This window comes from Mesorhizobium sp. C416B (genome assembly GCF_030323165.1).
GTDB lineage: Bacteria > Pseudomonadota > Alphaproteobacteria > Rhizobiales > Rhizobiaceae > Mesorhizobium.
In genome coordinates, this window is the sequence record NZ_CP100471.1 from 4,873,403 (window position 1) to 4,888,471 (window position 15,069).

General features: G+C 65.2%; 15 protein-coding genes. 10 read left to right on the plus strand and 5 right to left on the minus strand.

Annotation, left to right across the window (positions count from 1 at the left end):
* Positions 1-60 precede the first annotated feature (60 nt).
* A complete protein-coding gene (locus NLY43_RS23810; protein ID WP_023710856.1) occupies positions 61-1,245 on the plus strand; it encodes a Gfo/Idh/MocA family protein in 1,185 nt (394 codons plus the stop codon).
* A 227-nt stretch (positions 1,246-1,472) separates the two neighbouring features.
* Positions 1,473-1,724: a hypothetical protein gene (locus NLY43_RS23815; RefSeq protein WP_023683121.1), complete on the plus strand. Its 252-nt coding sequence runs from the start codon at positions 1,473-1,475 to the stop codon at positions 1,722-1,724.
* A gap of 12 nt (positions 1,725-1,736) precedes the next feature.
* On the opposite strand, the gene NLY43_RS23820 is transcribed toward NLY43_RS23815, so the two are convergent.
* The 3 genes from NLY43_RS23820 to NLY43_RS23830 are packed head-to-tail and all read right to left on the minus strand — an operon-like array spanning position 1,737 to position 4,779.
* Positions 1,737-2,600, minus strand: a complete 864-nt coding sequence (locus tag NLY43_RS23820) for a carbohydrate ABC transporter permease (RefSeq protein WP_023710857.1) — start codon at positions 2,598-2,600, stop codon at positions 1,737-1,739.
* Positions 2,597-3,487, minus strand: coding sequence for a carbohydrate ABC transporter permease (locus tag NLY43_RS23825; protein ID WP_023683123.1), 891 nt, complete (start codon positions 3,485-3,487; stop codon positions 2,597-2,599). Before NLY43_RS23825 ends, NLY43_RS23820 begins: the two co-directional genes overlap by 4 nt.
* A complete protein-coding gene (locus tag NLY43_RS23830) occupies positions 3,487-4,779 on the minus strand; it encodes an ABC transporter substrate-binding protein (protein WP_023704168.1) in 1,293 nt (430 codons plus the stop codon). The genes NLY43_RS23825 and NLY43_RS23830 overlap by 1 nt, the downstream gene beginning before the upstream one ends.
* Positions 4,780-5,095: 316 nt before the next feature.
* On the opposite strand from NLY43_RS23830, the gene NLY43_RS23835 reads away from it, so the two are divergent.
* From NLY43_RS23835 to NLY43_RS23865, 7 genes are read left to right on the plus strand one after another with little or no spacing between them, the layout of a single operon-like run.
* Positions 5,096-6,370, plus strand: a complete 1,275-nt coding sequence (locus NLY43_RS23835) for an extracellular solute-binding protein (RefSeq protein ID WP_023704167.1) — start codon at positions 5,096-5,098, stop codon at positions 6,368-6,370.
* 48 nt (positions 6,371-6,418) lie between these two features.
* Positions 6,419-7,351 (plus strand): carbohydrate ABC transporter permease, encoded by a 933-nt coding sequence (locus NLY43_RS23840; protein WP_027049764.1) that lies wholly within the window; start codon positions 6,419-6,421, stop codon positions 7,349-7,351.
* The gene (locus tag NLY43_RS23845; protein WP_023704165.1) at positions 7,348-8,205 is read left to right on the plus strand and encodes a carbohydrate ABC transporter permease; all 858 of its coding nucleotides are present in this window, start codon (positions 7,348-7,350) and stop codon (positions 8,203-8,205) included. The genes NLY43_RS23840 and NLY43_RS23845 overlap by 4 nt, the downstream gene beginning before the upstream one ends.
* Positions 8,202-8,942, plus strand: a complete 741-nt coding sequence (locus tag NLY43_RS23850; RefSeq protein WP_031202142.1) for a PIG-L deacetylase family protein — start codon at positions 8,202-8,204, stop codon at positions 8,940-8,942. The genes NLY43_RS23845 and NLY43_RS23850 overlap by 4 nt, the downstream gene beginning before the upstream one ends.
* On the plus strand, positions 8,939-9,814 hold the full coding sequence (locus tag NLY43_RS23855) for an ROK family protein (protein ID WP_023683129.1): 876 nt from the start codon (positions 8,939-8,941) through the stop codon (positions 9,812-9,814). Before NLY43_RS23850 ends, NLY43_RS23855 begins: the two co-directional genes overlap by 4 nt.
* A complete protein-coding gene (locus NLY43_RS23860) occupies positions 9,811-10,581 on the plus strand; it encodes a GntR family transcriptional regulator (RefSeq protein WP_023683130.1) in 771 nt (256 codons plus the stop codon). Before NLY43_RS23855 ends, NLY43_RS23860 begins: the two co-directional genes overlap by 4 nt.
* A 37-nt stretch (positions 10,582-10,618) precedes the next feature.
* Complete coding sequence (locus tag NLY43_RS23865) at positions 10,619-11,410, plus strand: sugar isomerase domain-containing protein (RefSeq protein WP_023683131.1); 792 nt, start codon at positions 10,619-10,621, stop codon at positions 11,408-11,410.
* A 60-nt stretch (positions 11,411-11,470) separates the two neighbouring features.
* Here NLY43_RS23865 and rsgA read toward each other — a convergent pair whose 3' ends face one another.
* The gene (rsgA, locus tag NLY43_RS23870) at positions 11,471-12,496 is read right to left on the minus strand and encodes a ribosome small subunit-dependent GTPase A (protein ID WP_023710858.1); all 1,026 of its coding nucleotides are present in this window, start codon (positions 12,494-12,496) and stop codon (positions 11,471-11,473) included.
* Between the two features lie 174 nt (positions 12,497-12,670).
* Between rsgA and NLY43_RS23875 the strand changes: the two genes are divergently transcribed.
* Positions 12,671-12,808: an endonuclease/exonuclease/phosphatase family protein gene (locus tag NLY43_RS23875; protein WP_023691904.1), complete on the plus strand. Its 138-nt coding sequence runs from the start codon at positions 12,671-12,673 to the stop codon at positions 12,806-12,808.
* Between the two features lie 459 nt (positions 12,809-13,267).
* Here the strand turns inward: NLY43_RS23875 and NLY43_RS23880 are convergent, their stop codons facing one another.
* Positions 13,268-14,863, minus strand: coding sequence for a GMC family oxidoreductase (locus NLY43_RS23880; protein WP_023710859.1), 1,596 nt, complete (start codon positions 14,861-14,863; stop codon positions 13,268-13,270).
* Positions 14,864-15,069 lie beyond the last annotated feature (206 nt).

Below are 15,069 nucleotides of genomic sequence, written 5' to 3' on the forward strand. Positions count from 1 at the left end.
GCGTCGCTGCGCTCCTTGCTACGCCCCAGGATGACGAAGCCACAGGTGGAGGAGTTTGAAATGGTCTACGCAACATCGGACGGATCGGCGGGCAAGCGGCTCAGGGTCGGCATGGTCGGCGGCGGGCGCAATGCCTTTATCGGCGCCGTGCATCGGCTCGCCATGCGCCTGGACGACCAGATCGTACTGGTCGCCGGCGCGCTGTCGTCGGACCCGGAGAACGCCGCCGCCTCGGCCGCCGAGATCGGCATCGCGCCCGAGCGCAGCTACGCCGACTATCGCGAGATGGCGCAGGCCGAAGCCGCGCGGCCGGATGGTATCGAGGCGGTTGTCATCGTCACGCCCAACCATCTGCACGCGCCGATTGCCACGGCCTTTCTCGAGGCCGGCATCGACGTGATCTGCGACAAGCCGCTGTCGACGACGCTGGCCGACGCTGAGGCGCTGGTGGCGCTGGCGAAGGCGAAGAAGCGCCGCTTTGTCGTCACCCTCAACAACACCGGCTACGCCATGGTCCGCCAGGCGCGCGAGATGGTGGCGGCGGGTGCGCTTGGGCGGATCGTTTCCGTGCACGGCGCCTACATCCAGGACTGGCTGACCAAACCGATCGACGCCGACGGCCAGAAGCAGGCGGAGTGGCGCACCGATCCGGCGCGCGCCGGGCAGTCGGCGGTGCTGGCCGATATCGGCGTGCACGCCTTCAACCTGGCGAGCTATATCTCCGGCTGCGAGGCCGAGGCGGTGTCGGCGGATCTGTTCACCGCCGTGCCGGGACGTCGGCTCGACGACAATGCACATGTGCTGCTGCGCTGGACCGGCGGCGCGCGCGGCACGATCCTGGCCAGCCAGACCTCGCCCGGCCACTACAATGATCTCTCGGTGCGCATCTATGGCGACAAAGCCGGGCTCGAATGGTCGGGCGGCCGGCCGGAAGAACTGCGCTTCTCACCATATGGCGAGGAAACCCGCACGCTGGTGCGTGGCGGTCACGGCTCGACCGCTGAAAGCCAGCGCGTGTCGCGCATGCCAGCGGCGCATCCGGAAGGCTATATCGAGGCCTTCGCCAATTTCTACCGCGACGCCGCTGATATTATTCGTGCGCATAGGTCAGGTGGGGCGGTCGATGCAGCAAGGGCCGCGCAGGTGCCGGATGTTGTGGATGGTGCGCGCGGGGTGAAGTTTGCCGCGGCGGCGGTGGAGTCGAATGCAGCGGGTGGGGCTTGGACGGCGGCAAGGTTTGGGTGAGGACGGGAGCTGCCGCGGTTCAGCGGTAGAAGCAATCACCTGGGGGACTGGCGCTGCCCTAAGGGATTGACCTGCCGAAGGCGCTACCGCCGCCGCAGCAGACCTGGCAGCGGCGGGGCGCCAAGTACTCTTCGGTCGCTTTACTGGGCAAAACGCTGCTATGCATGTGTTAATCATGATATGGGTTGTTCATTGTCAGAGCATCGGCCTAGCCGTATTCGGTAACAATGCGCAACTTGTCTCTCTTCCTTGCTGCCAGCCTCGGCTGCCTCGTTCTTTCGGCGGTTTCCTTCGGCGCTCCGCAAGGCCTGCTCGTTACCCTGTTCCCGGACAGCAATGCAGCGAAGGTGGCGCAGTGCAGAAGCCTACTCAAAATCCGTTTCGACACGGGCGAATGGCCGGACAAGGGCGCGGCTGACTACATGCGCTATGACGAGTGCTACTATCTGATCTGTGGCGGAACCAGGCCGAGCGCTTGAAGGCTGGTGCAGCTATCCCTTGATCGCCGAACCGACGATGGAATCGACGAAGAAGCGCTGCAGGAAGACGAACAGGATGAGCGGCGGCAGCACGGCCAGGGTCGCACCGGCCATCACCAGGCCGGTGTTGACGGCGCCCCTGTTGTAGCTGAGCAGACGGCTCAGGCTGATGACGATCGGATAGGCGTCGGCATTGCCCTGCAGCACGGTCAGCGGCCAGAGATAACTGTTCCAGTGATAGACGAAGGCGAAGAGGGCCAGAGCCGCGATTGCGGGTGCGATGCTGGGCGCGACGATCTTGTAGAGGATCAAGAACTCCGAGGCGCCGTCCATGCGCGCGGCGTCGATGAGCTCGTCGGGCACGCCGGAGATGAACTGGCGCATCAGGAAGATGCCGAAAGCATTGGCGAGATTGGGCACGATGATGCCGGCGAGGCTGGCGTTGAGGCCGATCGAGCCGACCAGGCGATAGAGCGGGATCAGCGTCACGATCGGCGGCAGGAACATGGTGGCGATCAGCACAGAAAACAGCAGCGACTTGGCGGGGAAGTGGTATTTGGCGAAGGCGTAGCCGGCCATCATGCTGGTCAGCAGAATGCCGGCGGTGGTGATCGAGGCGATGACCAGAGAATTCCACATCGAGCGGCCAACATTGACCACGCCCGACACCTTCTCATAGGCGTCGAAGCTCGGCGTAAGGGGGATCCACACCGGCGGCACCTGCATGCTCTCGGCCGGCGTCTTGAGGCTCGACAGCACCATCCATACCAGCGGGAAGGCCGAGGCGACGGCGACCAGCAGCATCAGCGTCGCCAGCAGCGCCTTGCGGCCGGACGGGCGCCGGCGCGACAGCCGGCTCGACGATCCCGCGCTCATTCGTCGTTCTTCCGGTTGGCGAAGGCAAACAGCGCGCAGACGACGACAATCAGCGAAAGCATCAGCATGACCGCCATGGCCGAACCCAGTCCACCCTGCGCACGCTCGATGCCGACGCGGCGGATGTGGTAGGTGAGCACATTGGTCGAGCCGACCGGCCCGCCCTGCGTGATCAGGGCAACCGGCTCGAACACCTGCACGGCGTTGATGATGGCGATGACGGCGCTGAACAGAAGCGTGCGCCGCATCAGCGGCAGGGTGATGAAGCGGAACTGCTCGAAGCGGCTGGCGCCATCGAGCTTCGCCGCCTCGTAGAGGCTGCCTTGGATCTGCGTCAGCCCGGCGATCGCCAGCACGGTGAAATAGCCGACCTGCTGCCAGACATTGAGGAAGACGATGGAGATCAGCGCCGAGCGCGGTGACGACAGAAAGGGCTGTGGTCCCACGCCGATTAGACCGAGCATCTGATTGAGCGGGCCTTCGCTCGGCGAATAGAGTTTCGACCAGACCAGCGCCACGGCGATCATCGGCACCATGTAGGTGGCAAACAGCACCGTGCGCAGCGCCGTGCCGCCGGCGACATCGCGCTGGTAGACCATCAGCCCAAAGGCCACCGACAGCGGCAGGATGAGGATGACGGAGAGCGCGGTGTAGATCGCGGTGTTAGCCAGCGCGCCCTTGAAGTCGCGGCCGACCGAGGAGACCCCAAAAATCTCGCGGAAATTGTCGAGGCCGATAAAGCCGGCGCTGGAAAACGGTGTCTGCGTCGACCAGTCCTGGAACGACAGCCAGACGGTGAGCAGCATCGGCAACAGGACGAAGATGCCGATCAGCGTCACGGCGGGCGCCAGCATGATGCCCGCCGAGGCACGGTACCTCTGAATCATTATTTGGCGGCGCGCTCCAGGATCGAAATGGCGTCGGCCTGCGCCGTCGCCTGCGCATCCTTGGCCGAGACCTGGCCATACTGCAACGCCTCGAGCGTCTGCTGCAGCGATTCCGAGAATTCCTGGCCGCCGGGCACGACAGGGAACGGCTTGGCATCGGTGAGCACGCTGACATAGCCGGAGAGGAATTCCGAGCCGAGCTTGTCTTTGTGCGCCTCGATGTCGGAGAGGCGTGAGGGCAGGATGCCCATCGACATCAGGATATCCGACATCGCGGAAGCACCGTTCTTGCCGGACTTTGGATTGTTCAGCCAGGCGAGGAAGTCCCACGCCGCCTTCTGCTCGGCGGCACCTGCATTGGCGTTGACCACGGTCATCCAGGAGTAGGATATCGAATGCGGCTTGTCGCCGCTCGGGCCGACGGGAATCGGCGCCGTTGCAATGTCGGCGAACTTGTCGCCCATGCCGGCCTTCAGCGCGCTCTCCCACCAATTGGCCATGATGATCATGCCGGTCTTGCCGGAGACGAAATTGTCGAGGAAGGGGCCGGTGGTGTTGGCGTCGGCTGTCGCCATCGAAGGCACGCTGGCGCCCGACTTGATCAGGTCTTCATAGAGCTGGAAAGTCTCGGCGGCCTGCGGGCTGTCCAGCACCGGCTTGCCGTCCTTGACCAGGTCGCCGCCATTGGAGACCAGCAGCGAGGCGAAGGGGTGGACGACGCCGGCGGCCCAGGAATTGATCATGCCGAACCCTTGCCGTCCCGCATCCTTGTTGGTCAGCTTCTTGGCCGCGTCCTTGAACTCGTCCCAGGTCTTGGGTGGCGCCGCGATGCCGGCCTGCTTGAACAGCGCCTGGTTGTAGTTCAGCGCGTAGACGTCGATTTCGTTGGGGATGCCGTAGAGCGTGCCGCCGGCCGAAGCGGCGCTGGTGATGCCCGCCGGCCATGCGCCCTTGACCTCGCCGGCCACCGCATCGGGGGCGGGCGCGACCAGCTTGTCGCGGGCGAGTTCCGGCAGCCACAGATCGTAGATGCCGCCGATGGTCGGGCCGTCCGCGCCACCACCTTGCGAGCGCAGCGTGGTCAGGAGATCGCCGAAGGGAACGGCGCGCACGGTGACGCTGACATCCGGATTGGTCTTGGCGAAATCCTTGGCTGCGGCTTCCAGCAGCGCGACCGTCTCCGGCGACCAGTGGGTGAGGTAGGAGATGTTGACCGATTGCGCCCAGCCGGTGGCGGGCAGGATGGCGAGGCCCGCGGCCAGTGCCAGTTTCGAAGTCCAAGCAAACGACATTCCTCATCCTCCCTATCGGTTCACATGAGGTTATGACAAGTCAGCGCGGCGACGCAAGGGCTTGCTGGCGAAAAAGTCTCACATGGTACGGTCACAGATTTCTTTGCGGCGCTGGAATGTGGATATTTATCGTTAGATAACAAATGGATGCAGGTACTGCAATGTCGTGAGCGGGCCAACACCGCCATTCCTGAGGCGTAGCAGACCCCTTGCGAATACCGCTATGTCGTTATAATGACTTTTGCCGAACCAATGACCTCTCACGGCACGGGAACGCCGCGGGACGCCAAGGACAGAGAACAATGGGAGACTGGCAATGAGCATGCTTTCACTTCACCGGCGCGCAGCACTTGGGCTGATCGGCGGCCTTGCCGCCGCCTGCGCCGGCGTCTTCGCCTCATTGCCGGCGCGAGCCGCCGACAGCACGGTGACGCTGTGGAGCTGGCGCACCGAGGACGAGGCCGCGATGCGCCGCATCTTCGATGCCTTCGAGGCGAAGAGCCCCGGCATCAAGGTCGCCATCCAGTTCACGCCCGATGCCGACTACCAGAACCGGCTGAGTACGGCGCTGCGCGGCGGGCGCGGGCCCGACATCGCCCAGCTCAAGGCCTATGGCGAATTGCAGCCCTTCGTCGAGGCGGGCTATCTCGACGCGCTGGACGACAGCGTGCCGGAGCTGAAGAACATGGAGGACGCAGCGCTTGGCGGCGCGCGTGGCCGCGCTGACGGCAAGCTCTACGGCGTGCCCTACTCGGTGCCGATGATGGGCGTCTTCTACAACCAGGATATCTTCGCCGCCCAGGGCATCGAGATCCCCAAGACCTACAAGGATTTCACCGCCGTCTGCGAGAAGCTGAAGGCGGCCGGCATCACCCCGATCGCCACCGGTGGCGCCAACGGCTCGGCCTGGGAACTGGAGATCGCCGTCGGCGTCGTCGGCCCGACCGTCTATGGTCCCGGCTTCTACGACGAGATGATGAGCGGCAAGGCGACCTTCGAGGATCAGCGCTATGTGGCGGCGCTGAAGCGCTTCGCCGAGCTGAAGCCGTATTTCCCCGACGGCTTCGCCGGCATCGACTACACCACCGCCACGCAGCAGTTCATCGGCGGCAAGGCGGCGATGTTCCTCGGCGGTTCGTTCGAGAACGGCAGCTTCAAGGCGCAGAACCCGAAGCTGAAATTCTCGATCTTCCCGTTCCCCGCCGACGATGCCGGTGCAAAACTGTACACCTCGGCCTTCTCCGACGGCTCCTATGGCCTGGTCTCCGAGAGCCAAAACAAGGAGGCCGCGACCAAGGTGCTGGGCTTCATCGCTTCGGCAGAGTTCGCGCAGATGTTCGCCGACGAGCTCGGCTGGCCGCCGGCCCGCACGGATGTGACGGTGAAGGATCCAGTGCTGGCCTCGATGATGGAGATGGCGAAGAATTCGACGCCCTATCTGACGCTGGTCGGCTTCCGCTGGCAGTCGCCGACGGCGTCTTCGGTGCTGCAGTCGGAGATCATCGACATGGTCGAAGGCAACATCGCGCCGGAGAAGCTGGCGGCCGACATGCAGGCCGCAGTCGCCACCTGGTTCAAGCCGAAGCAGTAGGCGCGGCCGGTCGCAAAGCGGCCGGCCTCTCACGGACCAGAAAAGCGCATGAGCACCCTTCGCCGCACCAGCAGCCTTCGCCGCACGCAGCAGCGCATGGCCGTGCTGTTCACCCTGCCGGCGCTGGCGGTCTATGCGCTGTTCGTCCTCTATCCCCTGGGGATGTCGCTCTGGGGCAGCTTCTTCGTCTGGAAGGGGCTGCGCATGGTCGAGTTCGCCGGCCTGTCGAATTTCTCAAGGCTGTTCGTTTTCCCCAGCGGCGCGCGGCTCTACGGCGCGCTGTGGCACAACACCGCCTGGTTCTTCGGCATCATGCTGTTCCAGAACGGAATCGGGCTTTTGTTCGCCTGGCTGCTGTTCCTGCGCGACAGGGGTGCTGCGTTCTTCCAGTCGGTGTTCTTCTTTCCGGCGGTGCTGAGCCCGGTCATCGTCGGCGCGCTGTGGCGGTTGCTTTTGGCACCGGGCGGCGTCGTCGAATGGGCGCTGAACGGGCTCGGCCTGCACCAGGGCAGCCTGACTGTGCTCGGCAACAGCCACACCGCGCTCGCCATGCTGATCGCCGTCGATGCCTGGAACTGGATGGGCCTGCCGGTGCTGATCTACACGGCAGGTCTGCGGCAGATTTCCGGCCAGATTTTCGAGGCGGCAAAACTTGACGGCGCCGGCAATGCGCGCATGCTGTTCTCGATCGCGCTGCCGCTGCTGATGCCGGCGCTGGGCACGCTGACGACGCTGTCGTTCATCAACACCTTCAACCAGTTCGACATCGTCTATGTCATGCAGGGCGTGCAGGGCAATCCGAGCTATTCGACCGACACGCTGGTGACGTACTTCTACCGGCTGGCCTTCGGCGCGGAAGGTGCTGTCGGCATCACCGATATCGGTCTGGCTTTGGCGCTCGGCACCGTGCTGTTTTTGATCCTCAGCATCGGCACGCTCATGATGCTGCGCTTCTTCGACCGCCGCACGGTGCAGCTATGAGCGCGCTGGCGATTTCGCAAAGACCGGCCATCTCTCGGCAGCTGGCGCGGCTGCCCGGCTGGACGGTGCTGGTCGTTTGGACGGCGGCCGTGCTGTTGCCGCTCTACATCCTCATCGTCTCCTGTTTCAAGACCACGGCCGAGATCTACGACAACAGGCTCGGCCTGCCGCAAAGCTTTGCCCTCGACAATTTCATCAACGCCTGGACGCGCGCCGATCTCGGCCAGAATTTCATCAACAGCCTGATCGTCACGGGCGGCGCGGTCATCCTCACCATCGTCGTCTCGGCGATGGCCGCCTATCCGCTCAGCCGCTACAAGCTTGGCTGGAATGCCATCATGCTCGGCCTGTTCCTGTCCGGCATCATGCTGCCGATCCGGCTCGCCTCGGTCGAACTGTTCACGCTGATGCGCAATCTTGGCCTGCTGGATTCGCTGACCGGGCTGATCCTGGTCTATTCGGCGATCCGCATTCCCTTCGCCGTGTTCATCTTCGCCAATTTCATGCGCGTCTTACCCTCCGAGTTGGACGAGGCGGCGCGCATGGACGGCGCCGGCGAGGTGCGCATCCTGTTCCAGATCATCCTGCCGATGGTCAAGCCGGCGGTGTCGATCGTGGCCATCTTCACCGCGATCGCGGTGTGGAACGATTTCTTCTTCCCGCTGATCTTCATCTTCGACGACCGCTACAAGACGGTGCCGCTGGCGATCAGCGTCTTCGTCGGCCAGTTCCGTACCGACTGGGGCCTGGTGTTCGCCTCGCTGGCGATCTCCATGGCGCCCATCCTGATCATGTATTGTCTGCTGGCGCGCCAGATTCGCGAAGGCGTCGGTACCGGAGGGGGCATGAAATGATCGAAGACAGGATTTATGCGGCGAAATCCATCCTGGTGGTCGGCGCACACGCCCTCGATGCCGAGGTGATGGCTGGGCCGCTGGCGGCCGCTGCCGTCAAGCGCGGCGCCACGGTGACCTTCCTGCATCTGACCATGGGTGAGCAGGGCCATCCGTACCTGGTTCCCGCGCATTATTGCGTGCAGAAGGAAGAGGAAGCGGGCAGCGCGGCGGAGCGGCTCGGCGTCACCATGCGTGGCTTTGGCCTGCGCGACGGCTTCCTGCCCACAGACGATCAGACGGCGCTCGAAGTGGGCGACATCATTCGCGAGCTGAAACCCGAGATCGTCATCACGCATTGGCATGGCAGCTGGCACAAGGACCATCGCGCCGCCGCGCATTTGACGAAGACCGGTATCTTCTTCGCCGGACTGCCGACCGTTGCCAGCGACCATCCGGCGCACACGCCGCAACTGCTGCTGTTCGGCGAGAACTGGGAGGACGATGACGGCTTCCGGCCCGAGCATCTCGTCGATGTCAGCGACGGGTTCGAGGCCTGGCGCGACGCGGTCATGGAGTATGAGCTGGCGCGCGGCCTGAGCAGCTTCCCCTATGTCGACTATTACAGTTCGCTCTACCGGCTGCGCGGCTGCCTGCGCGGCACGCGCCATGCGCAGGCCTTCGCGGCGGCGTCGCATTCGTGGAATGCCGGCAGCGGCCTGTTCTCGCTCCCCTTCGGCAAAGGGTCCGGTCGATGAGGCGGGTACTCGCCATCGACCTCGGCGGCACCAATCTGCGCGCTGCCGTGTCTACGGGCGATGTCGGTGCGTTGGAGGCGCTGGGCAGCGAGCCGGCGCCGGCAACCCTTGATGCCTTCGTTGCGCGCATCGACGCGCTGTGCGCCGAGGCCGGGTCGGCCGAAGCGCTTGGCATCGCGGTGCCGGGACTGGTCGAGGGCTCGGTCTGCCGCTGGATCCCCAACTTGCCGTTCCTCGACGGCGTCGATATCCAGCCGCTGTTTCCCAAACTGCGCGTAGCGCTCGGCAATGACGCGCAGATTGCGCTGCTGGCGGAGGCTGTCGAAGGCAGTGCGAAAAACATGTCGGATGCGATCCTGCTCGCCATCGGCACCGGCATCGGTTCGGCGGTGCTGGCCAATGGCCGCATCGTTGCCGGCGCGCATGGCGGCGCCTGCTCGTTCGGCTGGGCCTGCGCCGACGTCAAAGATCCTGGCGAGGAGCGCAGCGGCTGGCTGGAGCGCGTCGCGTCGGGCCGGGCGCTTGATGCCCTTGCCGGACAGATCGGCCTTGCCGACGGCCGCCAGCTGATCGCCGCTGCCCAGGCTGGCGAACTGGCCGCACTCACCTTGCTTGAACTGCCGGCGCGACAGCTCGGCACCGCGCTTGCAGGCGCTGTCGCGCTGCTCGATCCGCAAGCGGTTCTGATTTCGGGTGGTTTGGCGGAGGCGCTGGATGTGATCCGGCCGCCGCTGCTTGCAGCGCTGCGACGCCAACTGCCGCCGCATCTGCGCGGCATCGACGTCAAGCCCGGAAAATTTGGTCCCCGCGCCGGCCTCGTCGGCGCGGCGCTGGCCGGCGCCGTTGGGCAAGGGTGGAGGCAGGTGCGATGAGCGAAGCAAGCTTTCAGCAGCCGGACCGCAGACGGCCGGAGCCGCTCTGGTATCAGGTCGAAGAGGCGATCCGCGCCATCGTCAAGAGCGGCGAATGGGCAACGGGCGACCAGATCCCGGCGGAGGACAGGCTGTGCGCCCTGTTCGGCGTCAGCCGTATCACGCTGCGCCACGCGCTGCGCAATCTCGAGGAGGCCGGGCTGCTCAGGCGCGAACATGGCCGCGGCACGTTCGTGCGCTCGACCACGCTGGTCGCCGGCACGCGTGAGCTGACCAGCTTTACCCAGGAGATGGGCAATATGGGCGTGGTCGCGGGCTCGCGTCTGCTCGACTGCAGCCTGACCACCGCCAACGCGGCGGCTGCCGGCGCGCTGGAGATCGAAGAGGGCGATCCGGTGGTGCGCATTCGCAGGCTGCGGCTCGGCAACAACGAGCCGATCGGCATCCAGACGGCGCAGCTGTCGGCCGTGCGCGTGCCGGGCTTCCTCGATGCCGGCCTGCTGCAGGGCTCGCTCTACGAGGCGCTGGAGCGCCATTACGGCATCGTGCCGGTGGCCGCGCGGGAGAACTACCGGGTCGGCGCGGTCGGCGCGGCGGACGCCGAACTGCTCGACCTCGCTGTCGGCAGCCCGGCCTTCGTCGTCGAACGCATCACCACCGACGAGCGCGGCCCGTTCGAATTCACGGTCTCGATCATGCGCGGCGACCGCTACGAAATCCGCTCGACGCTGCGCGCCGGACGCGTGCCGCTGAACCCGAGAAGCTGATCCATTCCAGACCGACACAGCAAACAGGAGTACCCACGTGTCCGATCTCTACATCCACCGTCTCGCCGCCCTCATCGACCAGGCTGCGAAAGTCAATGAAGAGGCCTTTGGCCAGGCCGCCAGCCGCTTTGCCGACTCGCTCGAGGGCGGCGGGCTGGTGCATCTCTATGGCTCCGGCCATTCGGTGCTGCCGGTGCAGGAAGTGTTTCCGCGCTATGGCAGCTATGTCGGCTTCAACCCGCTGACCGACCCGCGCGTGATGTGGCACAATGTGCTCGGCGCCGGCGGCGTCCGCGAGCTTTTGTGGCTGGAGCGTACGGAAAAATACGCCGAAAAATTCCTCGACCACCAGCCGCTCAACAAGGGCGATTCGATCATCATCTTCGGCCATAGCGGCCGCAACTCGTCCGGTATCGACACCGCGCTCTATGCCAGGAAGCGCGGCATCTTCGTCGTCGCTGTCACCAGCAAGAACAATCTCGACAAGCCGGCGACGCACTCGTCCGGCAAGCGGCTGGCGGATGCCGCCGACCTCGTCATCGACACCTGTTCGCCGATCGAGGACGCCATCGTGCCGGTCGAGGGCTGGAGCCGGCCGGTGTCGGGCTCATCGACGGTGCTTGCCATGATCCTGGCGCATGAGCTGATCGCGCGCACCGCCGAGCAGCTCGCCAAGCGCGGCATCGAACTGCCGGTCTTCGCCTCGCCGACCATTGCCGGCGTGACGTTGCACGACACCGACGTCATCTATGGCGTCTACCGCGAGCGTATGCTGGAGGCGCAGCAGAAGCACCTGCCGACCTTCCAGGCAACGATGCGCGGAGAGTGAAAAAAGGGAGGCCCGGCACATGCCGGGCCTCCGACGTCTCGTTCCACAATTCCTATCCTCTCAACGCCGCTTCGGGCGCCCGGCAGGCGATTTGTTGCCGCGCGGGCCGCTCTGAACCGGCGTGTTGCCCTGGTTTTCCTCCGACAGCTTGCGCCAGCGGGCAAGGCGCTCAGGGTCGAGCGTACCCGCCTTCAACGCAGCCTGCACCGCGCAGCCCGGTTCGTGGACATGGGTGCAGTCGCGGAACTTGCACAGCGGTGCGAGCTCGGTGATTTCGGCAAACAGCGTGTCGATGCCGGATGCGACGTCGCTGACATGCAGCGTGCGCATGCCCGGCGTGTCGATTACCCAGCCGCCACCGGCGATGGGGTGCAGCGACCGCGCCGTGGTGGTGTGGCGACCCTTGGCATCGTGCTCGCGAATGCCCGCAGTCTGTTGCGGCGATTGCTGCGCCGCTCCGGCCAGCGTGTTGACCAGCGTCGATTTGCCGACGCCGGAGGAGCCGACCAGCGCCACCGTCTGCCCTGCGCCACACCAGGGAGCAAGCGCCGCTGCGGCATCGGCGACGCGCGGGTTCAGCGTCACTACGGGCAAACCACGCTGAAGGGCGGCAGCCTGGCTTTGGTATCTCTCGGCATCGTCAGCGGTGTCGGCCTTGGTCAGCAGGATCACCGGCGTCGTTCTGGCCTCGTTGGCCAGCGCCAGATAGCGCTCGAGCCGGGCGATGTTGAAATCGGCATTGCAGGACGTCACGATGAACAGCGTGTCGACATTGGCCGCGGCCAGCTGCGGGATCCTGCCGCCCTGGGTACGGCGCTCCAGCACCGTCTTGCGGGTCAGCCGGCGGAGCAGCAGATGTGTATGCTGCTCGACCAGCACCCAGTCGCCGACGGCGTAGTCGCCGGTGTTGGCATTGGCCGGCAGCGTCAGATCCACTGGCCCTGCCCGGGACAGGCCGGCCAGGCGGTCGCGGTGCACCGAGGCGATGCGCGTCGGCACGAGGTCTGCCTCATCGGCTTCAAGCTGGTCGCCGAAGAAATCCGTCCAGCCCAGGCTTGCGAGGGAGGCCGTCACGGCTTTGACCAGGGGGACGGCGTCACAGACATCGGAGAGTATCCTTTGGCAAAATGGGCGCGGACCCTCGGGGCGGTTGTTCAAGCCGTGTATGGGCGGCATGGCGGCATTTGGCAAGCCGAACCGCGCCGATGGCCGAGCCGTTTCGCGCACCACGTTGGAACGCATCGCGGCGGTGGTTCGCTGATGCGCTTACGCGTCGTTACTCTCAATGTCTGCAACACGGAAGGCGAACCGGAGCGCCTGGCGGCCATCAACCGGGAGCTGAGGCGGCTCGACCCCGATCTGTCGCTCTCCAGGACGTCGTCCAGACAGCCGATGTGAAATCCCTCGGTACGCTGCCGATGGTCTTGATTTGCATGCCACGCATCAGGCCTCGTCGTCGACCTCGAAGTTGGCAGGGACGGCTGAGGATGGCAGGTCGAGAAGCCTGCCAAAAGGGGGAGGGGGATGGCCGGTACCGCAGGGGGCGGGGGGTTGGGATGGGGTTGCCTGAAGCACCGGCCAAAGCGGGACAAGTCCCACGCCCACAAGCTAGCAGAGCTTGGATCGGTTCATATGGTGTGATCGCGGAACTGGCGCAAAAGCGCTTTCACATCCCCGCGCCGGCGTCGGCAACGAGCCCGCAACCGGGGGTTTCCGGTCGGTTGGTGGGTTGCGCAAGCGTCGGTTGAAGGCGCTGCGGGAGGCTGTCGTTTTTAGTGCGGTTCGAGTGCTATGCGCTCAGCGACAGGTGCTCAAGGCAGGGCAATCGCGTGGCGCCACCACATGCGATTGTCCTGCTTACGCCACCGGCAGCGTTCGCCCCGCAATCAGATCCGCAGCCTTCTCCGCAATCATGACCACGGCGGCGTTGGTGTTCGACGACACGATGCTTGGAATGACCGAGCTGTCGCAGACACGCAGGCCTTGCAGACCGCGCACGCGCAGCTCGGGATCGACGACGCTGTCGGCATCGCCGCCCATCCGGCAGGTGCCGACTGGGTGATAGGCGCTGCGGCCATGTTCTCGGGCGAAGGCTTCGAGTGCTGAGCGCCCCTGCATCGCCTTGCCGGGCAGATGCTCGCGGCTGATGTATCTGGCGAAGGCTGGCTGCGACAGGATTTCGCGGCTGATCTCGATGCCGTCGATGGCGCGTTCGAGATCATAGCGCTCGGCGAACGGGTTGGGGTCGATGATGGGTGCATCGCGCAGGTCCGCGGACTTGAGCGTGACGCTGCCGCGCGAACGCGGGCGCACATGGTAGGAGTTCAGCGTGCAGCCATTGCCGCCGGGAACCGAGCCGATGCCTTCCTCGACGCCGGCGCCGGGCAGGAAATGGAACTGGATGTCCGGCGTCTTCTCCGCGCGGTCGCCCCACCAGAAGCCGCCGGCCTCGACGATGTTGGAGGCCACCGGCCCCTTGCCGAACAGCGCATATTCAAGACCGGCGACCGCTTGCCAGCGCTTCTTCTTGTAACGGTCGATGCCATGCGGTCCGTTGAGCTCGGCGACGACATCGACGTCCATGTGATCGTGCAGATTCTGGCCGACGTTTTTGGAATCGTGGACCACCTCGATGCCGTGATGGCCGAGATGCACGGCCGGGCCGATGCCGGACAGCATCAGCAATTTCGGCGAGCCGATGGCGCCGGCGGCGACGATGACTTCGCGCTCGGCGCGGAGCAGTTCGGTGCGGCCATTGACGATGATCTCTACACCGATGGCGCGGCCGTTCTCGACCACGATGCGGCTGACCGAGGCGTCGGTGCGTAGCGTCAGATTCTTGCGGCCGAGCGCCGGCTTCAGATAGGCGACCGCCGTGCTCGAGCGTTTCCCCCGACGCGTCGTCGTCTGGTAGAAGCCGGCGCCCGCCTGCTCACCGACGTTGAAGTCGGCGCGGAAAGGAAGGCCCGCCTGCTGCGCCGCCTTGACGAAGATGCGGGTCAGCGGATGCGGCGCGCCGCTGGAGACGCCGAGCGGGCCGTCAATGCCATGCTGCGCATCGGCAAAAGTGTCGTTGCCCTCGGAGCGGACGAAGTAGGGCAGCACGTCGGCATAGCTCCAGCCGGCACAGCCGGCGTCAGCCGCCCAGCCGTCATAATCCTGCGGGCAACCGCGGGTGAACACCTGGGCGTTGATCGAGGAGCCCCCGCCCAGCACGCGGGCCTGCGGATAGACCATGGTGCGGCCGTCGATTTCCTTGCCGGGCGCGGTGTCATAGCCCCAGATCAGCGGCCCCGACGTCATCTTGAAGAAGCCGACCGGCAGATGGATGTAGCGATCGGTGTCGGGCGGACCGGCCTCGAGCAGCATGACGGACACGTCCGGGTCCTCGCTCAGCCGGGCGGCCAGAATGCAGCCAGCCGAACCGCCGCCGACAATGATGTAATCCGTCATTTCCACTCCAGGGTTCTCTTTGTTGGAGCATGATCTCCGGACAAAACGGTTTCTCGATTTGTCCGAGAAAACCGGTTCCCACTTCTAGGGATCATGCTCCGGCGGGCGATGAAAATCACCGCCCCTTCCTCTTGCGCGCGACGATCTCAAGTCGCTTGTGCCACGTCAAGAGAAAGGGTATGGTTATCGTGTTGAAGGGTTGTCGT